Here is a 24,943-nt window from a genome sequence, read left to right on the forward strand (position 1 = left end):
ATCACTCGTCCTCAAGGGGAATCCGGGCAGCTTCGTCGGCCAGCTTGCGGCTGCCAGGGCGAAGGGAAAACGCGATCGCGCCGACAAAGAACAGAGCCATGGCGACCAGACCCCAGCTGTCAGCGAACTCCCGCATCAAATTGTAATCCATTGATAAAACTCCTCAGCGGTAGCCGGCGGCTTCGTCGTAATTCTTGAAATCGACCAGTGTGCCGAGCATTTGCAGATAGGCGACCAGCGCATCCATTTCGGTCACCTGTTGCGGGTTGCCGTCGAAGTCGCCGATTTTGGCTTTCGGGTAGCGGGCCTCAAGGCCGGACGTGTCTGCGTTGGGGTCGGCCTGCGCCATCAAATCGGCATTGGCGTGAGCGATCATGTCATCGGAGTAGGGGACGCCGACGCGCCTGTTGGCGACCAGATGCGTCGAGAAGTCCTTCACCGCGATCGGCGTGGCCTTGAGGAACGCATAGCTCGGCATGATTGACTCTGGCACCACCGAACGCGGATCCGAAAGGTGATCGACGTGCCATGGATTGGAATAGCGGTCGCCAACCCGGGCGAGGTCCGGTCCCGTGCGCTTCGATCCCCATTGGAAGGGATGATCATACATCGACTCGGCCGCCAGGCTGTAATGCCCATAGCGCTCGACCTCGTCACGGAACGGGCGGATCATCTGGCTGTGGCAGAGATAGCAGCCCTCGCGCACATAGATGTTGCGCCCGACCAGTTCGAGTGGCGAGTAGGGGCGCATGCCTTCCACCTTCTCGATCGTGTTGTCGAGGTAGAAGAGCGGTGCGATCTCCACGATGCCACCCACGGTGACCACGAGCAGCGATCCAACGAGCAGAAGCGTGGCGTTCTTCTCGATCAGCGCGTGTTTGTCCATCAAGCCCATTGTCTGGTTCCTTATTCGGCAGGCTGCGGGACGGGCAGGGAGCCCGGCATCGGTTGTTCTTCGCGCTGGTAGCCGAGGATAGTCATGGCGATGTTCCAGGCCATGATCAGGGCGCCGGAGAGGTACATGGCCCCGCCGATGGCGCGCATGATGTAGTAGGGGTGCATGGCGGCCACGGTTTCGGCGAAGGAGTAGACCAGGAAACCCTGCTCGTCGTATTCGCGCCACATCAGGCCCTGCATGATGCCGGACACCCACATCACTGCGGCGTAGACGACGATTCCGAGGGTCGCCAGCCAGAAGTGCCAGGTGACGAGCCGCAGCGAATAGAGCCGTTGGCGGTTCCAGAGCTTCGGCACCATGTAGTAGATCGCGCCGAACGAGATCATGCCAACCCAGCCGAGTGCGCCCGAATGGACATGCCCGATGGTCCAGTCGGTATAGTGCGACAGCGAGTTGACCGTCTTGATCGACATCATCGGACCCTCGAAAGTCGACATGCCGTAGAAGGCTATGGCCATCACCATCATGCGGATGATCGGATCGGTGCGCAGCTTGTCCCAGGCGCCGGACAGCGTCATCAGGCCATTGATCATGCCGCCCCATGACGGCATCCACAGCATGATCGAAAACACCATGCCGAGCGTCTGCGCCCAGTCGGGTAGGGCGGTGTAGTGCAGGTGATGCGGCCCGGCCCAGATGTAGAGGAAGATGATCGCCCAGAAGTGGACGATCGACAGGCGGTAGGATAGACCGGCCGGTTCGCCTGCTTGGGTACGAAATAGTACATCATGCCGAGGAAGCCGGCGGTCAGGAAGAAGCCGACGGCGTTGTGGCCGTACCACCATTGCGTCAGGGCGTCCTGGACGCCGGAGAAAGCCGAATAGCTCTTCGAGCCGAGGAAGGAGGCGGGCATGGACAGGTTGTTGATCACATGCAGCATCGCGATGGTCACGATGAAGGACAGGTAGAACCAGTTGGCGACGTAGATGTGCGGTTCCTTGCGCTTCAGGATCGTGCCGAGGAACAGGATGAGATAAGCGACCCAGACGATGGTCAGCCAGATGTCCACATACCATTCGGGCTCTGCGTATTCGCGGCTCTCGGTGATGCCGAGCAGGTAACCGGTCGCGGCCATGACGATGAACAGTTGGTAGCCCCAAAACACGAACCAGCCGAGATCGCCGCCGAACAGCCGGGCGCGGCAGGTGCGTTGCACAACGTATAATGACGTGCAGAGCAGCGCATTACCGCCGAAGGCGAAGACGACGCCCGACGTATGCAATGGCCTTAAACGGCCAAAATTGAACCAGGGCTGGATGTTGAGGTCGGGGTAGGCGAGCTGCAGCGCGATGACCACCCCGACCAGCATGCCAACGACACCCCAGAACATGGTGGCGATGGCGCCATAGCGGATTGGCCCATCCATGTAGGCGGACGGGTCGATGGGAGCAGCCACTTCGAAATTCGTGTTGCGGATGAGGATGGCGACAAAGCCGAGCAGCACGAAAAACAGGACCCACATATGCTGCCGGAATGGCTCGTCCACACCGAACCCCGCTGCCACGAGAGCCGCAAATGTGAACAGGCCCAAGGCGAAGATTTGCGTGCCGAACTTCATGACTTGTCCCCGACGTCGGATTCCGATGCGCGGATGCCAATCCGCTTGACACCAATTCAGCAGCCGCGTTGTCGCCGCCTTGATCTATGTCAAAGCCATTTGTTTTTGGATTGGGCAGCGTCGCTCCGGCAAACGATCAGGAGACTGTCTTTGAACAGGGAGAGGGAGCTGCGATCGTCGCTGTTCGACACGGGCCGTGACAGTTCGATACCGACAGTTCGATCTGGCAGAGAAGCAGTTCCAGCGGCGATTGTGAAACGTGCGCATCTGAAAAAGCTGAAGCTCTGCGATGCCTTGGAAAGAATAGGCGACACCCTGCCCAGGGTCGATAGTCTGGCATGCCTGGCAGCAGCAAACGCGATCGTTCCGCTGTTACGCAACATTCATCAATACGAGGAGACGGTTATCTTTCCGGCCTACGAGGCTGCTTTGACCGGCAGCGATGCCAACCTTGCTTCAACTCGTCGGTTGCGCGCCGAGCACGTCGAGGACGAATGCTTTGCCGGCGAGGTGACTGAAATCCTGCTGGCGATGGGCCACGGCGAGAAAGTCGACAATGCCGAGGCTGTCGGCTTCATGCTGCGCGGCTTCTTCGAAAGCTTGCGCCGACATATCGCCTTCGAACGCGAGCACGTCTTGCCGATGATCGGGGTCGACGACCCTTAGGCACCGGAGCGGCGTTCCAGCCGGCCCATGTTCTCCACCGTCACGTGCCGGGTGCTGTCGATCCGGATCACGCGGTCTGTTCGCAGCCTGGTCAGTTGGCGGCTGACCGTCTCGATCGTCAGGCCGAGAAAATCGGCGATATCAGCGCGCGTCAGCGGCAGGTCAAAGGTTGTCGACTGGGCCGCCGGGTCAAGCGCGGGATCGATGTTTCTTGCGATCATCAGGAGAAAGCTCGCCACCTTTTCCGAAGCACTCTTGCGACCCAGCGTCACCATCCAGTCTCGTGCTTCGTCGAGTTCATTGAGCGTCTGCTTGAACAGACGATGCTCGAGCTGTGGCGATTCCTTCATCATGCGCTCGATGGCGGCCTTTGGAAACGAACACAACGAAACGGTGGTTGCGGCTTCGGCGTTGATCGCGCTTTCCACCTTGAAGGGCCTTCCCAGGAAATCGGGGGCGAACTGCAGGCCGACAATCTGCTGGCGTCCATCCGAAAGGCTCTTGGTGAGCTTCACCACGCCGGAAAGCACATTGGAATAACTGTCGACGGTCTCCGCGTCGCCAATCAGCTCCACGCCCGGTTCAACATTGTGCTTCGATGAGATCTTGGCGAGGCCTACCAATTGCTCGGGATCGAGCGCGCCGCAAACGCCGCGGTGCCGTGCCTCGCAAGACTGGCAAAGCACTGGGATGCCGGAACTGTGAATGTCCTGGCGCACCGTCATCTTGATCTTCCAAAGGATTCCATGTGCCGGCAACGTACCATCGCCGGAGAAAAAAGCCTTGCGGCAGTTTGTCTGCGGGGCCTTGACCGAAATCAAGGCCGCCGGCGCCCGATGTGACCAGTGTCGTGCCATGCAAAGGGGATCGGATAGCGACATGCGGCCAGAATTAGTTGCCAGGCTCGGTGAGAACGTTCCACGCTACACCAGCTACCCGACCGCGCCGCATTTCCATACCGGCGTTGATGCTGCCGTTTGCCGTGGCTGGCTGCAGGCGCTCAATGATGGCGACGAGATCTCGCTCTATCTGCACATCCCCTACTGCGACAAGCTCTGCTGGTTCTGTGCCTGCCACACCAAGCAGACCCGGCATTACGAACCGGTGACCGTCTATCTCCGCTCACTGCATGCCGAGATCGCAACCGTTGCCAGTCTTGTCCGGGATAAGGGCCGGGTGCGTGCCGTGCATTTTGGCGGTGGTTCTCCCACTATACTCAAGCCCAAGGACCTGGTGGCGCTGGCAAACCTTCTGCGCGACAGCTTCACATTTCTTCCCGACGCCAGGCTCAGCGTCGAAATCGAACCCAACGACATGGACGAAGCCCGCCTCGACGCGCTTGCCGAAATCGGCATGACAAGGGCGAGCCTCGGGGTCCAGGATTTCGACCCGAAGGTGCAGAAAGCGATCAACCGCGAGCAGAGCTTTTTGCAGACCAAACTCGTAGTCGACGGTGTTCGCTCGCGTGGCGTTGAATCCGTCAATCTCGACCTGCTTTACGGCCTGCCACACCAGACCAGGGAAAGCGTCTCTTCCACCGTTGCGCAGGCGTTGACCTTGGAGCCGGATAGGATAGCGCTTTTTGGCTATGCCCATGTGCCGTGGTTCAAGAAACATCAGACGATGATCGATGAGGCCTGGTTGCCAGGGCCGGAGGAGCGGTTTGCCCAATCGCAATTGGCAGCCCACGCCACTCTTGACCAAGGATACGAAGCAATCGGCCTCGACCATTTCGCCAAACCTGGCGATACACTGGCGCTTGCCGCTCGCGCAGGAACTCTACACCGGAACTTTCAAGGCTACACCGAGGATCGATGCGAAACCTTGATCGGGCTGGGTCCATCATCCATCAGCCAGTTTCGGCAGGGCTACGCGCAGAACATGCCTTCGACCGGCGAATATGGACGCATGGTTGCTGACGGCGGGCTGGCCGCTGTGCGGGGTATCGCGTTTTCCGACGACGATCGCGCTCGCGGCTGGATCATCGAACGGCTCATGTGCGATTTCGGCTTTTCGGCAATAGACTTGGTTGAGCGCTTTGGCGAAGCTGGCCAAAGGCTCCTCGGCAAAGCAAGTTCCACTGCCGTTCTTGATCCTGCGCGCATGCTTGAACTTGATGGCGATCGCTTCGTCGTGCCTGCGGAAAGCCGTCCCTTTGTCAGAAGCGTCGCCGCGAAGTTCGACAAATATTTCGAAACAGGAAAAGCAAGGCATTCAGTAGCGGTATGAGCGCCGGGCCCGGTCAGAAATGCTCGCCGACCTTGAACGGCCCGATACGGGTGCCGGCTGCGATCAGATAGGCGGTCGACCAGCCGATGAGCAGAAACCCGTTCACGCCCTCCAGCGCCGCCAGGACACGCCACCCATGAGCGGGCACGATATCGCCATAGCCGACCGTCGAGAAGGTAATGGTGGAAAAGTACAACGCCGTTTCGAAATCGGCGAAGATATCGAGCAACCGGTATAGCCCGGCCCAGAGCCAGACCTCGGCGGTCATGACGGCAAAGAGGCCCATCACCACGCTGATCATCGCGACGATGCGGCTGCGGCGCCCGTGCATGCGAAACCGGGCGACCAGGTGTCCCATCGCGTGGGTGATGGCGATCAGACCAAACGTGTGGATCAAAACCGTCAGACTTATGACGACGGTGCCGATGAGCAGATTGAGAATCATCTTCGGAAGGTAGAGCTTGCCGCAGCGCCTTCCTTGCTCGAAATCAAAACCCGCTGGCTTCGCCTACACGGCGCAGATCGTCGACCGGGTCAGGAACCGCTTCTCCCGTCCATTGTCGAGCGAGAACATGCCGCCGCGACCAGGCACCACGTCGATGATGAGATCGGTATGCTTCCAGGCCTCGAATTGCGACGCCCCGATGTAGAAGGGCGTGTCGCCGATGTGGCCGAGCAGCACATCCTGGTCACCGACGAGGAAGCCGGCACGCGGATAGCACATGGGCGAAGAACCGTCGCAGCAGCCGCCGGATTGATGAAACAGCACCGGACCGTGCTCGGCGACAATCTCGGCGATCAGTTCGATGGCCGCCGGTGTTGCTGTGACCTTCGCTTGCACGGTCTCTTCCGATTTCCAATGTGGGGACGCGGCCCCTCGCGGAGCCGCGCCTGCGCGTCCAAGATACGATCAGAAGAAGCCGAGCTTCTTCGGGCTGTAGCTGACCAGCATATTCTTGGTCTGCTGATAGTGGTCGAGCATCATCTTGTGGGTCTCACGGCCGATGCCGGACTGTTTGTAGCCGCCGAAGGCCGCATGCGCGGGGTAGGCGTGGTAGCAGTTGGTCCAGACGCGGCCCGCCTGGATGGCGCGGCCGAAACGGTAGGCGCGGTTGCTGTCGCGTGTCCAGACACCGGCGCCGAGGCCGTAGAGCGTGTCGTTGGCTATGCTGAGTGCTTCGTCATCATCCTTGAAGGTCGTGACCGAAACCACCGGCCCGAAGATCTCCTCCTGGAAGATGCGCATCTTGTTGTGACCCTTGAACACCGTGGGCTGGACGTAGTAGCCGCCGGCCAGATCGCCGGGCAGGACATTGCGGGCGCCACCGGTCAGCAGCTCGGCGCCTTCCTGGCGGCCGATGTCGATGTAGGAAAGGATCTTTTCCAACTGCTCGGACGAGGCCTGGGCACCGATCATCGTCGCCGGATCGAGCGGATCGCCCTGCACGATCGCCTCGACGCGCTTGAGGGCACGTTCCATGAACCTGTCATAGATCGATTCATGGATGAGCGCGCGGCTCGGGCAGGTGCAGACCTCGCCCTGGTTCAGCGCGAACATGACGAAGCCTTCGATTGCCTTGTCGAAGAAATCGTCGTCCTCGGCCACAACGTCCTTGAAGAAGATATTGGGCGACTTGCCGCCCAGTTCCAGGGTGACGGGGATCAGGTTCTGGCTGGCATATTGCATGATCAGCCGGCCGGTCGTGGTTTCGCCGGTAAAAGCGATCTTGGCGATGCGCGGCGACGACGCCAGAGGCTTTCCGGCCTCGAGGCCGAAGCCGTTGACGATGTTGAGGACGCCTGGCGGCAGCAGATCGCCGATAAGATCGGCCCACAGCAGGATGGCGGCCGGGGTCTGCTCGGCAGGCTTCAGGACCACGCAGTTTCCGGCGGCAAGTGCGGGAGCAAGTTTCCAGCAGGCCATCAGCAGCGGGAAGTTCCACGGGATAATCTGGCCAACCACGCCGAGCGGCTCATGGAAATGATAGGCGACCGTATCGTCGTCGATCTGCGAAAGGCTGCCTTCCTGGCCACGCACGGCGCCGGCGAAATAGCGGAAATGGTCGATGGCTAAAGGCAGGTCGGCGGCGGTCGTTTCGCGGATCGGCTTGCCGTTGTCCCAGGTTTCGGCGCATGCGAGGAGATCGAGGTTTTCCTCCATGCGGTCGGCAATGCGGTTGAGGATAAGCGAGCGCTCGGCAACGCTGGTGCGCCCCCAGGCGTCCTTGGCGGCATGGGCTGCGTCCAGGGCTGCTTCGATGTCCTGGGCATCCGAGCGCGCGACTTCGCACAGCAGCTGACCGTTTACCGGCGAGAAGTTCTCGAAGTAGCGGCCGGAGCTGGGCTCGGCCCATTTGCCGCCGATGAAATTGCCGTAGCGCTTGTCGAAGGGCGCCTTGACCGGGCGCGAGAATTCTACCTTGTTCATGTGTCTTCCTCCCAAAGCTGACGTTGCGGAATGCGACGCGTCGGAAAGAGACTTGCGATCTCCCATCGCTATTGCAATGCGCGGGGGATAGTGGGCGGGCGGGGTGTGTCGCAGAATTGCGACACTCATGCGCCGGTTCGAAGGTCAGTGAGCCCTGTGGACGTCCAGGCGGTTGAGCTTGCGGTGAAGCGTGGCGCGGCTGATGCCAAGCGCGTGGGCCGCGGCCGAGACATTTCCGTCTGCCCGCGCCAGCGCCCGCTGCAGAACGCCGCGCTCCGCCTCGGCGAGGACTTCGGGGCCGCTCTCCGCCCAACCAAGAAGATCGGCCGCAGGCATCGGCCTGTCGAGACACAGTTGCGTAATTCCTAGCGCCAGGCGAGCCGAACGGGTCGCGCCGACGACGAGGTCGTCCGCATCAACCGCGATCAGCGCGCCAGAACCCTTGTCAGGCACCGGCGCCAGCAGAATGCGCGCTTTGGGGAATGCCATCTTGAAGTTCTCCGCCTCGATCCGACGCGCTGCGTCGACCACGGCCATGGAAATAAGGTTGGAGAAGACCTCGGTCAGGTCAGCCCGGCAGGAAGATACGTCAAGGGCAGCCACAAGATCTCCGCGGTGATCATAGATCGGCGCCGTGGTGCAACTCAACCCGGTGTTGCGCGTGTGAAAATGCTGATCACGGTGGATCGTCAGGACGCGCTGTTCCACCAGACAGGTGCCAATACCATTGGTGCCCTCGCTCTGTTCGTTCCAGACGGAGCCAGTCCACAATCCCCAGGAATGAAACGTCTCATCATCCACAGGCGCGCCGCGCCGTTCGACCGGCACGCCGTCGCGATCGGCCAGAAGGACGCAGCATCCGACGCCGCCCACTGCAAGATAGAGCCGGTCGAGGCTCGACTGGGCAGCCCGGACGAGCGGTTCGATCCGTTGTCGGGCCCCATGAAGTTCGGGCTCGGTCAGGTACTGCGGCGGGTTCCGATCAGTAGGGTCAAGCCGATGCAAATTTGAAGAACGTCGCCAGGAGGCGACCAGCGCGGATTTCGCCGCCGCGTCCGAAGCAATTGCGGCCTGTATGCGATCGGCATGATGACCGGATAGATCCTCGCCCATGCTTATCCTCCCAAACCCAACTCTTTCCTTTCGGCTACCGGACTCCGGCTGTTTCAGACAAGGCACCGCGGGTGTCGTATCAGATTCCGCTTTCTATGGTGTCTAGGCAGCAATTTGTCGAATCATCTCGCTTAGCCACCTGACTCAGTCGATCCCAAACACCCTACCAACCCGAAACCCGGACATTCATTGATCGAAAGCAAAGTTCGCGCGGATTCCCCTTGGTTCCGCCGATTGGTTGCTAATGCCGCTGGCAAGCTGAGGAGCAGTCGTCGGGCAAAATGTTGAACGCTGTCATACAACTCGCGCGGCGTCAGTCGGTTCGATGGTTTCGGGGACTCTCATCGCCGGATATGACGCAAGAGCCCCGAAGCCCTCGAAATTGCGATGCAACTCAGGCCGCCATCGTCAGCATTTCTATCCCGTGCTGCTGCATTGCCGCGCCGATCCGCGCGAAGTCGGGCTGCGTCTGCGGCTCGGCCGTGCCGATGTCGCGGAAGAAGACGACCATAGAAGATTCTATGAGCACGAGCATCCGCACCGGGCGGCTGCTGTCGTTCGAGTAGTTATGCGGCTCTCCGGCCCCGATACGCACCGAAGTTCCGGGGCCCGCGATCGTCACCTCGGGCGGGCCGCCCGCGGCAAAGTGGCGGACCGTAAGTTCGCCGTCGATTACATAGAACTGTTCGGGCGACGCGTGGCTGTGCGGCGGGGTGCCGGAGCCCGGCGGGACTTCGACCTCGATGAGTTCGAGGTTCGAGCCCACGAGGCCGCCCAGGAAGCGGATGCGATCGGCGACGACCCAGAGGGTCTGGCCGTCGTTGGGGTTGGTGACGTCAATCTTCATTGCCTGTCTCTTTCATTTGCGATGCAACGTCCGCGGGAGAGTGGCCCGAAGTGACTGCGGACAGAATCACCTCAAACGCCCAAGATGCGGTCTCGCCAGCTTCGGTTCCGGTGAGACCGCCGTAGTCTTTCAGGACCTCCCAGGCAGAGGCCGAGAAGAGAAGATGGGCAAGCGACTTGATCTTCTCGGCCTCGGCGGGCGGAAGGGAGGCGGTGGCGGGAGCGAGTGCGCGAGCGAAATTGGCACGCCGCTTCGCAACCGTACCTGTCCGCATCTCGCGGCCGGTCCGGGAATGTAGCGAGGAGCGGATCGCCGCTTCGTGCGTGTCGAACTTTGGGAAGGCTTGTCGTGGGCCATCGACGATCTCCTTCAGGTTCTCAGGTGTCGCGGAGACACCTATCCGGGCATTCAGCCAAGGCCAGAAGGTGGCCAACAGATCGTCCTTGGTCGCGAAGTGGCGAAACACGGTCCGCCGCTGCACTCCGGCCCTCAACGCGATGGCTTCCATGCTGATCTCGTCAGCGGCGCTCGCCGAATCCATGAGTTCAAACAGTGCGGTTAGGATCCCCTCGCGTGTCTCACGCGCTTTTTCTTCGCGCACGGGGCTGTTGTAGGCACGGACACTAGACATGCGGCTCGTTCCAAATTTCACGACACTATCTGTGTCACGAAATTCGACCGCTGTCAATTGGCGTCACCATAAGTGTCCCTAAATATCGCAGTAGTACGTGAGACCTTCGGTCGAACGCGGTTGATCAGCGCTGCGCACCATTCTGTCAGCCCCTTAAGGTTGACCGAAAACTTCGCTGCCGACCGCACGCGGGATGATCCGGAGCGCAAGGCAAGCGCCAGCGATATTCAACCTCGGGGACCACCACTCTTTGAATTCACGCCCTCAAGCAAGGCGAGCAGGCCTTTCAGAATTTCGACTGGCGGTGGCGGGCACCCCGGAATGTGCAGGTCGACAGGCAGAACCTCCGACACGCCGCGCATCACGGCATAGCTACCGGCGAAGCAGCCGCCATTCCTGGCACAATCTCCGAGTGCGACCACCCATTTGGGATTGGGAGTTGCATCGTAGGTTCGCTTCAATGCCTCTCGCATGTTCTTGGTCACCGGCCCGGTGACGAGCAGTACATCGGCATGGCGCGGCGATGCGACGAAGCGGATTCCAAAACGCTCGATGTCGTAGAAAGCGTTGCCGAGCGCGTTCATCTCAAGCTCGCAGCCATTGCAGGAACCGGCATCGACTGCCCGGATCGACAGGCTTCGCCCCAATCGTTTGTGAGCAGCGCCATCAAGGGCACGCGCGAGCTCATCGAGGGCCGTGTCGCTCGCCACCGGCGGACGCTCTGTGAGCGGGGGATGTATCAGGCTTTCAAAAAGCAGCTTGCGCATGACAGCGTTCCCTCAGAGATCATGGCCCGAATAGGAGCAGTTGAAGGATTTGTTGCACAGCGGGAAGTCGGCGACGATGTTTCCCTCGATCGCAGCTTCAAGGAGGGGCCACTGAAACCATGACGGATCGCGCAGGTGACAGCGCTCGACCAAGCCGCTTTTGCCAATGCGCAGCCAGGCCAGAATATCGCCCCGGAAACCTTCGACGAGGGCCATGCCCTCGCGCGGCCCGTCTGCCACGACGAGATCAACGCGGATCGGACCGCCGGGCAGCCGCTCCAGGATTTGCTCGATGAGCGACAGACTCTGTTCGACCTCGCGGATGCGGATCCAGACGCGGGCGTTCACATCGCCCTCCTGGAGAAGAGGCACATCGAACGCGAGTTCGTCATAGGGTGGATAGGCGAGATTGCGCCGCGCATCGAAATTCCGGCCGGAGGCTCGGCCGACATACCCTCCGGTGCGATATTGCCGAGCGAGTTCCACCTTCAGTCGGCCGGTTCCGACGGTCCGGTCCTGCAGCGAGGCGGTGTTGTCGTAGAGTTCAATCAGGTGAGGAAAGCGTTGCCTGATCTCCGCGATAACCGACCGAACCGCGCGCGCTCCCTCCTCGCGTAGATCGCTTGCCAGCCCTCCGGGTACGATAAGGTCACGCATCAAACGGTGGCCGAAAGCAGCATCGCTCGCCCGCAATACACGCTCACGCAGCACCCCGCAGTGGGCATGCATGAGCGCGAATGCAGCATCATTGCAGATGGCGCCGATGTCGCCCAGATGATTGGCCAGGCGCTCCAACTCGGCCATGAGCGCTCGCAACCAGACCGTGCGTGATGGAACCTCGATACCCAGCGCCGCTTCGACCGCGCGGGCAAAACCAAGGGAGTATGCCACGGTGCTGTCGCCCGAGATTCTGCCCGCCAGCTTGGCGGCGCGATCGATGTCGGACCCCGCCATCAGACCTTCTATGCCCTTGTGGGTGTATCCGAGGCGCTCCTCGAGCCGGACGACCGTTTCGCCGCTCGCCGTGAACCGGAAATGCCCCGGCTCTATGATGCCGGCATGCACGGGCCCGACAGGGATCTGATGCAGGCTTTCCCCCTCGGTAGGAAGGAAGGGGTAGGCGGACGCTGTCAGGGCAGATGTCCGGACGCGGGTGCCCAATGGATAGCTGACACCCCAGTGGCCATGATCAAGCCACCGTCGTGTATCGGGCGCGCCTTGTGGCAAGAGCCCAAACAGGTCAGCGGCCGCGCGTTCGAGGCGCAACGCGGGCGGATGAAGCCGGCCGACCGACGGGTAGCGGCCATCCGCGCATTCCAGGCTGACAACGCCGACGTCCTTGGCATTTTCATCGAGCAGCGCCATGTGGACGGTGCTTGGCTCACCCCAGAGACCCAGCAAGCTCCAGTGACCCTCGACCAGTTGCTCAACGGCAAAGCTCCATTTTCTCGCAGTCACCACAGCACGAGGCCACGGCGCATGATCTTCGACGCGTTGGCCAGCGAGGATGAAGTCGATCAGTGCGAGCATGCTCTTTTTCCCGTCCGGCTCATCCCAGGATACTTGCGACATGCTGGAACCATGTGACCAGTGGGGGTGGCAGATAGATGCCGGCGGCAAACACCAACGCCAAATGGGAATACATCGGAATGTAGGACGCCTTGGCTGGCGCCGTGCTGCCGCGCGGTTCGCCGAAAGCGACGCCGGTCAACCGAAGCAGCAAGGCTCCGAAAGCGAGCAGAATCCCGAATACCAACGGCATCGCCAAAAGGGGGTGTCTCGCGAATGTCGAACTCACGACCAGGAATTCGCTCATGAAGATGCCGAGCGGGGGGAGGCCGGCGATGGCGACGACGCCGATGACGAGCGCCCAGCCAAGCCCTGGATGCGTCTCCGTCAGTCCCCGGATCTCCGCTATGTTTTGCGTTCCCTTGACCTGCGCAATGTGTCCGACGGTGAAAAAGATCGCCGACTTGGTCAGGCTGTGCATGACCATGTGCAGCAGGCCGGCAAAGTTGGCGAGCGGACCACCCATGCCGAAAGCGAACACGATGATGCCCATGTGCTCGATCGAGGAGTACGCGAACAGGCGTTTGATGTCGCGGCGGCGGTAGAGCATGAAGGCCGCGAAAACGAGCGACGTCAGCCCCATCGTGATCATCAGTGGCCCAGGCGCGATCGCTTCGGGGCTTGCCGCGAGCAGCAGCTTGAAACGCAGCACGGCATAGAGCGCCACGTTCAACAGCAAGCCCGACAGCACCGCGGAAATCGGTGTCGGACCCTCCGCGTGCGCGTCGGGCAGCCAGGCATGCAAAGGCGCAAGGCCAACCTTCGTCCCATAGCCGAGCAGCAGGAAGACGAAGGCGACATTCAGCAAAGCCGGGTCGAAATGCGCCGCGTGCTCGATAAGCACTGTCCAGACCATGGCATTGGTGCCCTCGCCGACAACTGGCTGTGCGGCCATGTAGACGAGGATGGTGCCGAAGAGCGCGAGTGCTATGCCGACGCTTCCCAGAATGAAATATTTCCAGGCGGCCTCCAGTGCTTCATGCGTGCGATAAATGCCGACCATGAGCACGGTGGTCAGCGTGGCAAGCTCCACCGCCACCCACATCAAACCGATATTGTTCGATACGAAGGCGAGGTTCATGCCGAACATCATGATCTGGTACATTGCGTGGTAGAACCGCAAATTCGGCGCGGTCAGTCGTCCGGTGTGCAGTTCGTGCGCAATGTAGGAGGCGCTGAAGACGCTGGTCGTGAAAGCTACGAACGTGTTGAGCACGATGAATACGATGTTGAGATCGTCGACGAGCAGATACTGGCCAGGCTCTGGCCGATCCATCATGAACAGTGACAGCGCGGCAAGTAAGGTCAGGAAGCTCGCAGCGACATTCAGGCCGGCCGTTAGCCGATAGTTCGGCAGCGCCGCGAGAAGCCCGGCCGCGACGACTGGTATCACCAAAATGGCGGCCACGGCATCGAAGGAAAACGCGGTCATCGACGTTCGCCCCGGTAGTCGTCGAGCGCGCCGACATCCACGGAGTCAAACCTTTCGCGGATGCGGAACAAGAAGACGCCGATGACGATGAAGGCGATTAGGATCGAGAAGGCGACACTTATCTCGACAACCAGCGGCATGCCCTTGGCTCCCGTGGCGGCCAGCACCAGACCGTTCTCGAGCGACATGAAGCCGACAACCTGGCTGACGGCATTGTGGCGGGTGACCATCACCAGGAGCCCCAACAATATGATGGACAGGGCGAAGGCCAGGTCCTCACGGGCGAGGGGGTCAGCCTCGGGAGTGACCCGCAGCATCAGGACCATAGAGAGCGTCACCAGGCCTATTCCGGCAAGCATGGTCGGACCGATGCCGACGGCGGTCTCGATGTCGCGATGGATGCCAAGCCGCTGAATGATGCGATGAAGCCCAACGGGAATTACGATCGCCTTGAAAACGAGAGCGATCGCCGCAGTGACATAGAGATGATGGGCGTCCTGAATGTATGCCTGCCAGGCCACGGACATGGCGAGGACGATCGCATGAAGCGCAAAAACGTTGATCAGTGCAAAGAGGCGATCCTGATAGAGCATCATGAAACTGACCAGCACCAGACCGCCGGCGAGCAGGTGGGCGATGTCGAATGTGAGGCTGTGCATCACAGGCTCCGCGAGACGAACAGCAGAAGCGTGCCGAGCAGGGCCAGCATCAAAGCGGCGCCCAGGAAATCCGGGACGCGGAAGACTCGCATCTTGGCAATGGCAGTCTCAAACAGGGCGAGGAGAGTGCCGCTCACGGCAAGTTTGCCGATATAGAAAACGACGCCCAGAACATAAGATCCCGGTTCGGCTCGGGCGGTCACCAGCCCCCAAGGCAGGAAGACGCAGGAAATCAGCGACATATAAAGCAGAAGTTTGAGGGAGGCCGCGAACTCGATCATCGCCAGATGGCGACCGGAATATTCTAGCACCATGGCCTCATGAACCATGGTGAGTTCGAGGTGGGTCGATGGGTTGTCCACCGGTATGCGGGCGTTTTCGGCGATCGCCACCATCACGAGAGCCATGAGCGACATCCCGAGCGATACCCGCAGGCCAACCTGCGGCGAGCCCATGAAGGCAGCGACTGTGGATAGCTGCGTGGCGCCGGCGACGAGCGCCAGGCTGAACACGATCAGCAGCATGGCGGGCTCGGCCAGGGAAGCGATCATCACCTCGCGGCTTGCGCCGATGCCGCCAAAGCTCGTGCCGACATCCAACCCCGCCAGCGCCAGGAAGAACCGTGCGCTTCCAAGCAGTGCGACGATGGCTATGAGATCGGCCGTCCAACTGAATGTGAGGCCGGTGGCGAATGTCGGGATGAGTGCGGCGGCGACCCAGGTAGCGGCAAAGATCAGATAGGGTGTCACGCGAAACAGCCAGGATGCATTGTCCGCCAGAACGACTTCCTTGCGCATCAACCGCAGGAGATCGCGGTAGGGTTGGATGAGGGAGGGCCCCTGGCGGCGCAACAGTCGTGCCTTTGCCTTGCGCACGAAGCCGGTCAGGAGCGGTGCGAGCAAAAGCACCAGCGCCATCTGCGCACCTTGAACGCCCAACTCAAGGATCAGGGCCATAATGCGAGCACCAGAAGCAAGGCCACGAGAAAAAGAAAGACGAGCGTCAGGTAACGCCTGATCGTCAGGAACTGCAGATGGTTGAGGTGGTCGGTCGCAAAGTCGATGCCCCTGGCGATAGGCTGATAGACCACCTCCCAGATCACATCATGCATTTCGACATTCAAACGAGCTGGGCCGATCTCGCCAGGGGTCGGCATTTCGACCGTTTCCCTCGCCCGGAATACGAATGTACCGAAGACGCGGCGGATAGGCTGTGCGAAGCTGACGGCCGTGTATTGCGAGCTTGGAATCACATCCGGAAAACCACAACCCCAGGCCGGCCCCCGGCGGACTGCATGCGACGCGAAGCGATGGATCACATATGCCGCGGCGGAGGCGGAAAAGGCGATGAACAGGAACACCAGCAGGCCGTTGTAGGAACTGCGGCTCGCCGCAATCGGCACTATCGACAGCCAGGCCTGCGCCATCTGCACAGGCATTCGGCTGCCAACCAGCGGGAGCGTCACCGACGAGAGGCCGTCTATGACAAGACCTGGAAGTATTCCTGCAAACAGGCAAAGTGCCGCGAGGGCGAACATTGCCGCCAGCGAGTACCGATCGACCTCGTGCGCGCGTTCAACTGCGGCCGAGCGTGGCCTGCCGAGGAAAGTGATCCCGAACGCCTTCACGAAACAGGCCGCGGCCAGCGCCGCCGAGAGTGCCAGCAGACCACCAACGGCAGGCACCATGACTTTCAGCCCCCATTGTGGCAGATCGGGGCTCTGCAATATGGCCTGGAAGGCCAGCCACTCGGAGACGAACCCGTTGAAAGGTGGAAGTGCCGAGATGGCGACGCAGCCGACAAGAAAGGCAAAACTTGTTAGGGGCATGCGATGTATGAGGCCGCCAAGCTTCTCCATGTCCCGCTCGCCGGTTGCCGTCAGCACGGCGCCCGCACCGAAAAACAGCAGGCTCTTGAAAAAGGAATGGTTGAGGACGTGGAACAGCGCGGCGGTGAGGGCCAACGCTGCTGCCGATGGCATCGCGTTCGCCTTAAAGGCCAGTGCCAGACCAAGGCTTACGAAGATCACGCCGACGTTTTCGATGGTGCTATAGGCAAGAAGCCGCTTCAGGTCCTTTTCCATCAAGGCGTAAAGGATGCCGAGAACCGCCGTCAGGCCTCCCAGAAAAAGCACTGCAACGCCCGACCACCATGCCGGCTCACCGAGCAGATCGAAGGTAACGCGTATGAAGCCATAGATGGCGACCTTCGTCATGACGCCGCTCATCAGAGCCGAGACGTGGCTTGGCGCGGCCGGGTGAGCGAGCGGGAGCCAGACGTGTAACGGGACTAGTCCCGCCTTGGAGCCCGCGCCCAGCAACATGAGAGCCAGGACGAAAGCTGCGACGAACGGGGTGGGAGCGGCAGCGCGCATCGCTTCGAACGTGTAGTTCCCGCCAGGGCCTGACAGGAGGCCGAACGCAAGCAGCAGCGCGAGTGTGCCGAAGCTCGCCATCACGAGATATATGTACCCCGCCCGCGCATTGTCCTGTTCGCGATGGTGCGCCATTACGAGCGCCCAGGAGGCGAGTGACATGAATTCCCAGGAAAGCAGGAAGGTGAAGGCATCATCGGCCAACACGACAAGATTCATTCCTGCGAGGAAAGCCGGGAAGAACGGCAACACCCGATGTGGCGCGGATTCATGCCTGCCGTATCCGAGGCCGTAGAGACTGGCCATGGCGCCGCCGAAATTGACGACTGCGAGGAAAAAGGTGGAGAGCGCATCCAAACGGAAATGAGCGCCAATCCATGGCAACCCAAGAGGCAACGCGGCAGTCGACGGGGTGACGGGATCATCGATGATGCGGCTGGCGAGAACCAGGAGCACAGCCGCCGAAATACCGAGCGTCAAGCTGTAGATCAGGCGTGTTCCCGAGCCCGACCTGCGGCTTTCCGCAATCGCAAGCACCGCAGTCCCCAGGAGCGCAGCAACGCTCCACAGGAGGACCGCGGCCCCCGAAATCACGCCACGCTCCTCACGGGGATTTTGGCGCCCGCATCGACCCCGCCCAGAACCTTGGCAGGATCGAAGTCTGCCTTCAGCCGCACGCCACGCCCGCCCATTTGGCTAGAGGCGCCTTCAGCGATCAATTCGACGCCGGCGAGATCGAGTGCCCCGATCAACTTCATGAGGGAATCGACATTGCCTCGGATAATCGACTCGCTGGCTTCCATGCGTTGAATTGTCGGCACGGAAAGGCCGGACAATTCGGCAAGCCTGCGCTGATCGATGCCAAGGAGTGCCCTCGCAGCACGCAACTGTGGAGCAGTTATCACGGTCGCATCCCCTTTTAACCAGCTTTGAGATATTACCTCTACAAGTTGCAGCATATATTAAAATGTGAAGCATTCAAATAATGATGCGTGACGCATCTATCTTGCTGCTGCACGGGCTTTGCTCATTGGGTGCCTAGCCCGTGCGAAGCGGCACAATGACGAGGGGCCCCTCTAGGTGCTCAGAGAAAGAAAGTTCGTGAAGCCGGCGGAGCAGCGCTGCCAAATCTGGCGCCCGGCAAATTCGCATGTGGCAGAGGTCTGTCGAACTACTGCCAGAGCCGCCTCACGCGAACGGACACATCCTCCAGGACGGGCATGGAGGCAAGCACGAGGAGAATGGCTGCGAGAAACAGCGTCGCCGCAAAGCCGACGTGTTTGAAACCCACAGCGCCGATGACGCCGCCGATGAAGAACAACGCAACAAGCGACGCAAGCAGTCTCAGTTTCCTTCGATCGGCCTTCACGAACAGTTCGTTCGAGTCGTTGCCTGAGATGTTCCAATAAAGCAGCTTGCCAAGTTCGATGCCCATGTCAGTCACCAGGCCAGTGACATGCGTCGTTCGAATTCTGGCTTCCGACAGCTTGGTGATGATGGCGTTCTGCAAGCCCATGATGAAGCAAAGCAGTATCACCGTCATTGGCACGAATAGGGCTTCATGGCGCGCAAGATGGCTGCCGAGCAGACCGAAGCAGATCAGCAGGATCGCTTCCAGGACCAGCGGAAACGCATATTCGCCCTGCAGACTCTGCCGCCTTCCCCAATTGACCAGGACTGCCGAACAGGCCGCACCTGCGACGAACGAAGACAAGGCCCCCAACCCGGAAAGCGCCAGTTCGACGTTGCCGAGCGCCAAATGATCAGCCATCGACGAAACGATGCCGGACATATGGGACGTGTACTGCTGAACCGCCAGAAAGCCGCCGGCATTGGCAGCCCCCGCGACAAAGGTCAGGAAACGGGCGAGATGCCGATCGGCTCTTTCGCTTCGTTCCTTTCCGGTCAATCGGCGCAGATACATGATCATGGGAGAGCCTTGCCTTTCCAAGCGGAAAGGCGGGACCGCAAGCTGACGTGCCGGGAGAGGCTCATTGGGTGTTTCTGGAAGAAAGGAGGACGAAGGACGGCGAATGCGTGGCGCCAAGGGCTTTGTATGATCTAGTTTGGCCTGCCCAACCGCGTATCTGCGTGCCGGAACCTGACGCCGCCGCTATCGCCGCTGCACACACGTTCTCTGAGAAGTTCGATGCCGGCGCGGTTCAGCGCGTTGATCACTTTCATCAAGCGATCAACAACGCCTCGCATGCCCTGGCTGGCTTCCATTCGTTGGATGGTCGGCAGCGAGACACCTGCCATTTCAACGAGAGTTTTCTGGGCGATGTCGAGAAGGGCGCGCGCGGCACGAAGCTGGGAAGCAGTGATCATTGAGGTATCAGCGGCTGAATATGATAAATGATATTCCTCATGGTATCATTGACGTTTGAAACATCAATACAAAACGAAAAATAGTGATCCGTCCTGGCATAGGGAACCTCGGCGATCGTGTCCGGACGACTCGACGCTACGAACCTTGTCACGAGCTGACTGGCACCACACAGGCGTTGGACGAGGAACAAAGGTCGGGGCCGCTGCCCGGCCATCTCGCATGCTTGGGCCTGTGGTCTCATCCTAGTCGGATGAAGTCTTCGGATGAAGTCTGGGGAGAAAGCTCCTGGCAGCAGAGCGGGCACCCCTGAGCGGCCGGCTTCGGCATTTCGAGAACGCAAAAAGCGGCGCGGAATGTTGCAGAGCAAATCTTCGCAGCACGGTCGCCAAAGCGCGTGGTAAGACCGCGACGGCCCAACCAGCGGAGTCTGATTTGACCATGCCTTCTGCGTCAGCAACTCACGCTGCGGCTTGGCCACATTCATCGACAGCAGCGGGTCCAGCTTCTCTCGCCAGGCGGAACTCGTCTCATCCGATCGCAGCGCCAGGATGCTTCAACTTGCGCCGAGTTTCGCAAATCACATTGCATAGTGGTTAGCGTTCGAAGGGTTCGCCGAGCGAGGCGACGCCGTTTAGCCTGAGCAGGCGGCGGTCCGCCGAGATGACACCGAGCACGACGATCGTAACGGGATAGGGAAGGCTGGAAAGCAGTTGCGACGACACGTCCAGGCCGGTCGCCTGGGCGGCGAGGCTCATCAGCGAAACCGCGCCGAAGAGGCAGGCACCCAGGAAGATGCGGCCAGCAAGCCAGGTACCAAAGACAACGAGTGCGATCGCGATCCAGCCACGTCCGGCAATCATACCGTCCGCCCAAAGGGGCGTGTACACCGCCGCCGCATAGGCGCCGGCAAAACCCGCCATCATGCCACCAAAGGCTATCGCCGCGACGCGGATGGCGATGACCGGATAGCCGATGGCGTGGGCAGCCTTGGGATTCTCGCCGATTGCCCTCACGACAAGGCCGACCCTCGTATAGGCAAACATCGCCCAGATCGCGAACGTCACGGCAAGGGAAAGCCATACGACGATGTCTTCGACAAACAGCCTGCCGACTACCGGGATTTCCGAGAGGCCGGGAAAGGCAAGTTTCGGGAGCCCCTTGACCGTGAGGCTCTCGTAGCTTTTGCCGAACAGCGCCGAAAGGCCCTGGCCGAGGATGCCGATCGCAAGGCCCGTGGCGACCTGGTTTGCCCGGAATCCGAGTGCCAGCACTGCAAAGACGAGGGACAGGACGGCGCTGCCGAGGCCGGCGGCAACAAAGCCCAGCAGGTGTCCACCGCCGTGGTAGACGACGATGAACGCAAGCACCGCGCCGAGGGCCATCAGGCCCTCCACGCCGAGGTTAAGGACGCCGGCGCGCTCGACCACCAGCTCGCCGAGCGCGGCAAGGAGAAAGGGGGTTGCGGCTGCGAGCATGCCCGAAATGATGAACTCGACGGCGTTCATGGCTGGCTCCGGTGATGGGGGCGGCGCCACTCGACGCGGTAGCGCACGAAGGCCACAGCGGCGAGATAGGCGAGCAGCAAGCTGCCTTGGAAGACGCGGACGGCGGCGATCGGCAAGTTTGCCGACACCATCGCATTGTCGCCGCCGATGTAGAGAACAGCCATAAAGAGCGCGGAAAAGATTATGCCGATCGGATGCAAGCCGCCGAGATAGGCGACAATGATGGCCGCATAACCGTAGCCGGTCGAGATCGAGCGCTGTCAACGGCTGCATTGGTGACCTGTTGCGGTGTTGGTGGATTCAAAACTACTTCCCAGAGGTGGCCTCGGGCACGTTTAGTGGGGCGGCCGATCTGGTTCTTGGACCGCTTCGGATCAGAACGGAACGACCGCTTTGGACCAATTGCTCCCAATAGTCGACAGTCAGCTTCCGGCCTCAGAATGTGCGAGTCTGCAAGGCGCCTCATGTCGGCCGTAGAATAAGTTCCAATCCGCAATGGTCAGTCCGCGTTCGGCCCGATGCGATAAGCCAGGATGGCTTCTCGTGGCCAGATACGGTCGAAATCTTCGAATAAGGCCAGGTTCAGCGGCTTCCGACACCACCTGCTCGGAGCCGCAGCGGCCGTCCGGTATCTGTCGTCGTCGTGATGCGCTTCAGGATTTCGGCAGGGCCGATCCGAGAAGGTGATGTCTGTCGAATTCTTCGAGGCTTTCGCCGATCTTCGCGACTGCTCTATCCAAGCTCTCGTCGGTGCGTCCTATGAGGAACGACGTCGATATGGAAGCTGTGAAGCCTTCGGCGATTCATGCCCGGTAACCCCTTTGCCGATGACGGCGACCGTCTTCAAAGGAAGAATGCTGGAACCTCCCATACCCATCTGAGACCTGCGATGGGCTTGGTCTTGAATGTCGCAGGGGGCCCAGGCAGCCCTCTCGGGGTGGCCGAAAGGGCTGCCTTATCGGTAGACTACTCGATGACGCGAGCTTCGCCGACATTGGCGGCCGAGGGGTCGAGACCGTATGCCTTCAGCGCTTCGGCTATGGCGCCGTCCTTGCGGTAGGCTTCGACGGATTCATCTACTGCCTTCACGAGCCCTTCGTTGCTTTTGTCGAGCAGGAACGCGGTCTGAGAAGGATTCAGTGTAGCCTCGATCCGGGGATCCTGCTTCAGGACCTGGACCTTGTATTTCTGGCCCTCGTTCTGGATGACTGCGGAACCGAAGCCGTCAAGCCCGGCCTCGATGCGACCCGCATGAAGGTCCTGCGCCAGGTTGAGCGAAGACGGGTAAGTCTTGGAGCCTTCGTAGAGCTTCTCCATGTCCTGGACCCAAAGGTAGCCCTCCACGGTGCCGACCTTCTTGCCAAGGAGGCCGTCGACAGTGTCGATGCCGTCCGCGGAAGTGACCGAAAGTTGGTCGAGGTAGACCGGGGTCGATAGGGCAACAACCTTGCCGCGGGCGGCCGTGCGGTAGAACCCGCCGATGGCGATGTCGGCACGACGGGACTGAACGGCCGAGACGGCACCCGGATACGTGAAGATCTCGTAGGTGATCTCGATGCAGTTCTCCTTCGCGAAGCGCTTCACGAGATCCCCGTCGATTCCGGCGACTCCGCCGTTCTTCTCGAGGGAGTAGGGGGCGGTGTTCGTCAGGGCAACTGTGAGCTTGCCAGCGGACACGGTCTCGAAAGTGTGCTGGGGCTTGCAGTCCTGTGCGGACGCGGCGCCGAGGCTCAGTGCCGTAGCAACGGCGGCTGCCGAAGTGATCTTGTACCAGTTGTTCATTATGCTCTCCTCTGATGCGAATTGTTTTTGATCGCCGTTCAGCCGAGATGGCTGCCCAGCCTACGTTCGGTGTACGAGACCAGCCATCCGAACGGGACGGTGATGGCGAGGTAGAACAAGCCCGCCAGAATCAGGACATCGAGGTAGAGGTAGGTGGCGGCACCCACTCGGTAGGCGCGCGCCAGAAGCTCGGGAATGGCGATGGTGTAGGTCAGTGCCGTCGCCTGGAAGATCAGGATCGCGAAGCCCATCAGGGCAGGGACTGCGAACAGGATGCCCTGCGGTATCACCACGAAACGAAGGATATCGTTGTAGGTCATGCCAAGCGCCCGGCCCGCCTCGATCTCGCGATGAGGTACGGCGTTCAGTCCGGCGCGGAGGATTTCGCTCGAATAAGCGCCCGTCGTCAGCGCAAGTGCGATCGCGCCGGACGTAAAGGCGCTGACCGTCATGCCGGAGGCCGGGAGGCCGTAGTAAACCATCTGCAGGACGACCAGTGCAGGCGCACCGCGCCCGATCTCCACCAGGACAACTGCGAAGTATCGGAAAAGCCTGTTCTTGCTGGAAGAAACGAGGGCGAGGACCAGGCCAAAAGGCAGGCCGAAGAGCAACGCCAGACCCGCCAGTCGAAGGCTCACAAGAAGCCCCTGGAAAAGCTGAGGCGACCAGTCGACCCAGTTGGAGAGCATCTCGTTCATCTCGCCCCCCTCGCGCGCAGTCTCTCGTCCATTACGCGCGCAAGCACGGCGACGGGTATGGAGAGGGCGATGTAGAGCAGGGCCGCAAAGATGAACGGCGCGAAACTGCCGCCTCCGCCCTGGGCATGCTGAGACACGTACATCATGACGTCGCGCACGCCTATCGTAGACGCGACCGTCGTGTCCTTGAGCAGACTGACCATGAAGGTCGCCATCGGCGCGACCGACACGCGCAGCACCTGTGGCGCCAGGACATAGCGAAGAGTGTCGACGCGGGTCATTCCCAGCGCATTCGACGCCTCGCCCTGTTCCTTCGAAACGGAAAGGAAGCCGCCTCTATAGATTTCCGCGAGGTAGGCCGTCGAAACCAGGCCCATTCCGATGATGGCAGCCTGATAAGAGCTGAGGACAAGCAGTCCGCTGCCCAAGCCGAAGAAGATGATGAAGAGCCAGACGATGGGCGGTATGCCGCGAACGACATCGATGTAGATGCGAGCCGGAATCTTGAGGAGGGGCGAATGAGAGCGCCGCATCAGCACCAGCGGGACCGCCGCGAACGCGCCGACCGCGAACGCGCCTGCCGTAACCGTCAGCGTCGCCGGAATGCCCTTCATGAGCGCGACAAGCAGGTCGATCATTTGCGATCCACTACCGCTCGGAAGAATTGTTGGGTCCGCGGCGACGAAGGATTGCGGATCACGGCGTCAGGCGAACCCTGCTCGATGATCTCGCCGTTTGCCATCACGATCACGCGGTCGGCGACATCTGCGGCGAAAGCAATCTCGTGCGTGACGATGATCATCGTCATGCCTTCGTCGGCCAGCTCCCGCATCACTGCGAGCACCTCGAGCCCGAGTTCTGGATCGAGAGCGCTGGTGGGCTCGTCGAACAGCATGACCTTTGGGTCCAAGGCCAGCGCGCGGGCGATCGCGATGCGCTGCTGCTGACCGCCCGATAGATGTGCGGGATACGAATGCGCCTTGTCGGCGAGGTGTACGCGTTCGAGCAGCTGTGCCGTGCGCGTATACGCCTGGGCCTTGGGACGTCCCAGCACCCGCATCTGCGGCAGCGAGATATTGCGCTGTACCGTCATGTGGGGAAAAAGATTGAAGGACTGGAAAACCATACCCGTCGACCTGCGGAGCTTGAGAAGCTCGCCGGCGGTCAGCCTATTGTCGACGGCAAAACTGAACGCACCGACCTCGATCGTGCCGGACGAGGGCTGCTCCAGCATGTTGATCGCGCGCAGCAGCGTGCTCTTGCCAGCTCCGCTCGGTCCAACGATCGCGACGACTTCGCCGCGACTGACATCAAGGGAGACGTTCTTGACGGCGTATTGACCACCGTAGGTGACATTGATGTTTTTGATACGGACGATGGTCTCTGATTCAGGCACGG

The 24,943-nt window shown here is 60.8% G+C and carries 24 protein-coding genes and 3 pseudogenes; 2 read left to right on the forward strand and 25 right to left on the reverse strand.

Features of this window, described 5'->3' with window-relative positions; genetic code table 11:
• Nucleotide 1: 1 nt before the first annotated feature.
• From NKJ26_RS01080 to ccoN, 3 genes and pseudogenes are all read right to left on the reverse strand, one after another.
• Nucleotides 2-151 carry a cbb3-type cytochrome c oxidase subunit 3 gene (locus tag NKJ26_RS01080; RefSeq protein WP_127297376.1) on the reverse strand — a complete coding sequence of 50 codons (150 nt, stop codon included), beginning with the start codon at nt 149-151 and terminating at the stop codon, nt 2-4.
• A gap of 12 nt (nt 152-163) precedes the next feature.
• Nucleotides 164-895, reverse strand: coding sequence for a cytochrome-c oxidase, cbb3-type subunit II (ccoO, locus tag NKJ26_RS01085; RefSeq protein ID WP_352693059.1), 732 nt, complete (start codon nt 893-895; stop codon nt 164-166).
• 11 nt (nt 896-906) lie between these two features.
• A pseudogene (ccoN, locus tag NKJ26_RS01090) lies at nt 907-2,516 on the reverse strand (cytochrome-c oxidase, cbb3-type subunit I).
• A 252-nt stretch (nt 2,517-2,768) separates the two neighbouring features.
• Here ccoN and NKJ26_RS01095 point away from each other — a divergent pair.
• On the forward strand, nt 2,769-3,182 hold the full coding sequence (locus NKJ26_RS01095; RefSeq protein WP_352693301.1) for a hemerythrin domain-containing protein: 414 nt from the start codon (nt 2,769-2,771) through the stop codon (nt 3,180-3,182).
• On the opposite strand, the gene NKJ26_RS01100 is transcribed toward NKJ26_RS01095, so the two are convergent.
• Nucleotides 3,179-3,907: a Crp/Fnr family transcriptional regulator gene (locus NKJ26_RS01100; protein ID WP_352693061.1), complete on the reverse strand. Its 729-nt coding sequence runs from the start codon at nt 3,905-3,907 to the stop codon at nt 3,179-3,181. The genes NKJ26_RS01095 and NKJ26_RS01100 overlap by 4 nt on opposite strands.
• Nucleotides 3,908-4,061: 154 nt before the next feature.
• On the opposite strand from NKJ26_RS01100, the gene hemN reads away from it, so the two are divergent.
• Nucleotides 4,062-5,411, forward strand: a complete 1,350-nt coding sequence (gene hemN, locus NKJ26_RS01105; protein ID WP_352693303.1) for an oxygen-independent coproporphyrinogen III oxidase — start codon at nt 4,062-4,064, stop codon at nt 5,409-5,411.
• A 13-nt stretch (nt 5,412-5,424) separates the two neighbouring features.
• On the opposite strand, the gene NKJ26_RS01110 is transcribed toward hemN, so the two are convergent.
• The 21 genes and pseudogenes from NKJ26_RS01110 to NKJ26_RS01210 all read right to left on the reverse strand — a co-directional run bounded on the left by NKJ26_RS01110 (nt 5,425) and on the right by NKJ26_RS01210 (nt 24,941).
• Nucleotides 5,425-5,856: a potassium channel family protein gene (locus NKJ26_RS01110; RefSeq protein WP_352693063.1), complete on the reverse strand. Its 432-nt coding sequence runs from the start codon at nt 5,854-5,856 to the stop codon at nt 5,425-5,427.
• A 63-nt stretch (nt 5,857-5,919) separates the two neighbouring features.
• Nucleotides 5,920-6,252, reverse strand: coding sequence for a DUF779 domain-containing protein (locus NKJ26_RS01115; RefSeq protein WP_352693066.1), 333 nt, complete (start codon nt 6,250-6,252; stop codon nt 5,920-5,922).
• A gap of 69 nt (nt 6,253-6,321) precedes the next feature.
• Nucleotides 6,322-7,839 carry an aldehyde dehydrogenase gene (adh, locus tag NKJ26_RS01120; protein WP_352693068.1) on the reverse strand — a complete coding sequence of 506 codons (1,518 nt, stop codon included), beginning with the start codon at nt 7,837-7,839 and terminating at the stop codon, nt 6,322-6,324.
• 144 nt (nt 7,840-7,983) lie between these two features.
• Nucleotides 7,984-8,952, reverse strand: coding sequence for a helix-turn-helix domain-containing protein (locus tag NKJ26_RS01125; protein ID WP_352693070.1), 969 nt, complete (start codon nt 8,950-8,952; stop codon nt 7,984-7,986).
• Nucleotides 8,953-9,346: 394 nt separating this feature from the next.
• The gene (locus tag NKJ26_RS01130; RefSeq protein ID WP_352693072.1) at nt 9,347-9,799 is read right to left on the reverse strand and encodes a cupin domain-containing protein; all 453 of its coding nucleotides are present in this window, start codon (nt 9,797-9,799) and stop codon (nt 9,347-9,349) included.
• Nucleotides 9,789-10,430 (reverse strand): TetR/AcrR family transcriptional regulator, encoded by a 642-nt coding sequence (locus tag NKJ26_RS01135; protein ID WP_352693074.1) that lies wholly within the window; start codon nt 10,428-10,430, stop codon nt 9,789-9,791. Before NKJ26_RS01135 ends, NKJ26_RS01130 begins: the two co-directional genes overlap by 11 nt.
• Nucleotides 10,431-10,657: 227 nt before the next feature.
• A complete protein-coding gene (locus NKJ26_RS01140) occupies nt 10,658-11,197 on the reverse strand; it encodes an NADH-quinone oxidoreductase subunit B family protein (RefSeq protein WP_352605102.1) in 540 nt (179 codons plus the stop codon).
• Nucleotides 11,198-11,209: 12 nt separating this feature from the next.
• Nucleotides 11,210-12,727 (reverse strand): hydrogenase large subunit, encoded by a 1,518-nt coding sequence (locus tag NKJ26_RS01145; RefSeq protein ID WP_352693077.1) that lies wholly within the window; start codon nt 12,725-12,727, stop codon nt 11,210-11,212.
• Between the two features lie 19 nt (nt 12,728-12,746).
• Nucleotides 12,747-14,198, reverse strand: a complete 1,452-nt coding sequence (locus NKJ26_RS01150; protein WP_352605098.1) for a hydrogenase 4 subunit F — start codon at nt 14,196-14,198, stop codon at nt 12,747-12,749.
• Nucleotides 14,195-14,857: a hydrogenase-4 component E gene (locus NKJ26_RS01155; RefSeq protein ID WP_352693079.1), complete on the reverse strand. Its 663-nt coding sequence runs from the start codon at nt 14,855-14,857 to the stop codon at nt 14,195-14,197. Before NKJ26_RS01155 ends, NKJ26_RS01150 begins: the two co-directional genes overlap by 4 nt.
• The gene (locus NKJ26_RS01160) at nt 14,857-15,813 is read right to left on the reverse strand and encodes a respiratory chain complex I subunit 1 family protein (RefSeq protein WP_352605096.1); all 957 of its coding nucleotides are present in this window, start codon (nt 15,811-15,813) and stop codon (nt 14,857-14,859) included. The genes NKJ26_RS01155 and NKJ26_RS01160 overlap by 1 nt, the downstream gene beginning before the upstream one ends.
• Nucleotides 15,804-17,825: a hydrogenase 4 subunit B gene (hyfB, locus tag NKJ26_RS01165; protein WP_502903068.1), complete on the reverse strand. Its 2,022-nt coding sequence runs from the start codon at nt 17,823-17,825 to the stop codon at nt 15,804-15,806. The genes NKJ26_RS01160 and hyfB overlap by 10 nt, the downstream gene beginning before the upstream one ends.
• Nucleotides 17,822-18,136 carry a helix-turn-helix domain-containing protein gene (locus tag NKJ26_RS01170; RefSeq protein ID WP_352605094.1) on the reverse strand — a complete coding sequence of 105 codons (315 nt, stop codon included), beginning with the start codon at nt 18,134-18,136 and terminating at the stop codon, nt 17,822-17,824. Before NKJ26_RS01170 ends, hyfB begins: the two co-directional genes overlap by 4 nt.
• A 278-nt stretch (nt 18,137-18,414) precedes the next feature.
• Nucleotides 18,415-19,161, reverse strand: a pseudogene (locus NKJ26_RS01175) (YoaK family protein); the annotation flags it as partial.
• A gap of 131 nt (nt 19,162-19,292) precedes the next feature.
• Nucleotides 19,293-19,559, reverse strand: coding sequence for a helix-turn-helix domain-containing protein (locus NKJ26_RS01180; RefSeq protein WP_352605092.1), 267 nt, complete (start codon nt 19,557-19,559; stop codon nt 19,293-19,295).
• A gap of 594 nt (nt 19,560-20,153) precedes the next feature.
• A complete protein-coding gene (locus tag NKJ26_RS01185; protein ID WP_352693081.1) occupies nt 20,154-21,065 on the reverse strand; it encodes an ABC transporter permease in 912 nt (303 codons plus the stop codon).
• Nucleotides 21,062-21,325: pseudogene (locus NKJ26_RS01190) on the reverse strand (ABC transporter permease); the annotation flags it as partial. The gene NKJ26_RS01185 and the pseudogene NKJ26_RS01190, both read right to left, overlap by 4 nt.
• Nucleotides 21,326-22,031: 706 nt before the next feature.
• Nucleotides 22,032-22,847, reverse strand: coding sequence for a substrate-binding periplasmic protein (locus tag NKJ26_RS01195; RefSeq protein WP_352605088.1), 816 nt, complete (start codon nt 22,845-22,847; stop codon nt 22,032-22,034).
• Between the two features lie 38 nt (nt 22,848-22,885).
• Nucleotides 22,886-23,545: an amino acid ABC transporter permease gene (locus NKJ26_RS01200; protein WP_352605086.1), complete on the reverse strand. Its 660-nt coding sequence runs from the start codon at nt 23,543-23,545 to the stop codon at nt 22,886-22,888.
• Complete coding sequence (locus NKJ26_RS01205; protein ID WP_352693084.1) at nt 23,542-24,183, reverse strand: amino acid ABC transporter permease; 642 nt, start codon at nt 24,181-24,183, stop codon at nt 23,542-23,544. Before NKJ26_RS01205 ends, NKJ26_RS01200 begins: the two co-directional genes overlap by 4 nt.
• Nucleotides 24,180-24,941, reverse strand: coding sequence for an amino acid ABC transporter ATP-binding protein (locus NKJ26_RS01210; RefSeq protein WP_352605082.1), 762 nt, complete (start codon nt 24,939-24,941; stop codon nt 24,180-24,182). Before NKJ26_RS01210 ends, NKJ26_RS01205 begins: the two co-directional genes overlap by 4 nt.
• Nucleotides 24,942-24,943: the final 2 nt, after the last annotated feature.

Origin of the sequence: Mesorhizobium sp. M0152, assembly GCF_040322415.1 — a bacterium.
GTDB lineage: Bacteria > Pseudomonadota > Alphaproteobacteria > Rhizobiales > Rhizobiaceae > Mesorhizobium.

What these genes read in the sequence shown, in the direction of transcription:
- adh (WP_352693068.1), bottom strand. Translation starts at nt 7,839, where the DNA reads ATGAACAAGGTAGAATTCTCGCGCCCGGTCAAGGCGCCCTTCGACAAG.
- NKJ26_RS01150 (WP_352605098.1), bottom strand. Translation starts at nt 14,198, where the DNA reads ATGACCGCGTTTTCCTTCGATGCCGTGGCCGCCATTTTGGTGATACCA.
- NKJ26_RS01080 (WP_127297376.1), bottom strand. Translation starts at nt 151, where the DNA reads ATGGATTACAATTTGATGCGGGAGTTCGCTGACAGCTGGGGTCTGGTC.
- hemN (WP_352693303.1), top strand. Translation starts at nt 4,062, where the DNA reads ATGCGGCCAGAATTAGTTGCCAGGCTCGGTGAGAACGTTCCACGCTAC.
- NKJ26_RS01160 (WP_352605096.1), bottom strand. Translation starts at nt 15,813, where the DNA reads ATGGCCCTGATCCTTGAGTTGGGCGTTCAAGGTGCGCAGATGGCGCTG.
- NKJ26_RS01140 (WP_352605102.1), bottom strand. Translation starts at nt 11,197, where the DNA reads ATGCGCAAGCTGCTTTTTGAAAGCCTGATACATCCCCCGCTCACAGAG.
- NKJ26_RS01155 (WP_352693079.1), bottom strand. Translation starts at nt 14,857, where the DNA reads ATGCACAGCCTCACATTCGACATCGCCCACCTGCTCGCCGGCGGTCTG.
- NKJ26_RS01200 (WP_352605086.1), bottom strand. Translation starts at nt 23,545, where the DNA reads ATGAACGAGATGCTCTCCAACTGGGTCGACTGGTCGCCTCAGCTTTTC.
- NKJ26_RS01145 (WP_352693077.1), bottom strand. Translation starts at nt 12,727, where the DNA reads ATGCTCGCACTGATCGACTTCATCCTCGCTGGCCAACGCGTCGAAGAT.
- NKJ26_RS01110 (WP_352693063.1), bottom strand. Translation starts at nt 5,856, where the DNA reads ATGATTCTCAATCTGCTCATCGGCACCGTCGTCATAAGTCTGACGGTT.
- NKJ26_RS01100 (WP_352693061.1), bottom strand. Translation starts at nt 3,907, where the DNA reads ATGACGGTGCGCCAGGACATTCACAGTTCCGGCATCCCAGTGCTTTGC.
- NKJ26_RS01195 (WP_352605088.1), bottom strand. Translation starts at nt 22,847, where the DNA reads ATGAACAACTGGTACAAGATCACTTCGGCAGCCGCCGTTGCTACGGCA.
- NKJ26_RS01135 (WP_352693074.1), bottom strand. Translation starts at nt 10,430, where the DNA reads ATGTCTAGTGTCCGTGCCTACAACAGCCCCGTGCGCGAAGAAAAAGCG.
- NKJ26_RS01130 (WP_352693072.1), bottom strand. Translation starts at nt 9,799, where the DNA reads ATGAAGATTGACGTCACCAACCCCAACGACGGCCAGACCCTCTGGGTC.
- NKJ26_RS01205 (WP_352693084.1), bottom strand. Translation starts at nt 24,183, where the DNA reads ATGATCGACCTGCTTGTCGCGCTCATGAAGGGCATTCCGGCGACGCTG.
- ccoO (WP_352693059.1), bottom strand. Translation starts at nt 895, where the DNA reads ATGGGCTTGATGGACAAACACGCGCTGATCGAGAAGAACGCCACGCTT.
- NKJ26_RS01180 (WP_352605092.1), bottom strand. Translation starts at nt 19,559, where the DNA reads ATGATCACTGCTTCCCAGCTTCGTGCCGCGCGCGCCCTTCTCGACATC.
- NKJ26_RS01125 (WP_352693070.1), bottom strand. Translation starts at nt 8,952, where the DNA reads ATGGGCGAGGATCTATCCGGTCATCATGCCGATCGCATACAGGCCGCA.
- NKJ26_RS01185 (WP_352693081.1), bottom strand. Translation starts at nt 21,065, where the DNA reads ATGAACGCCGTCGAGTTCATCATTTCGGGCATGCTCGCAGCCGCAACC.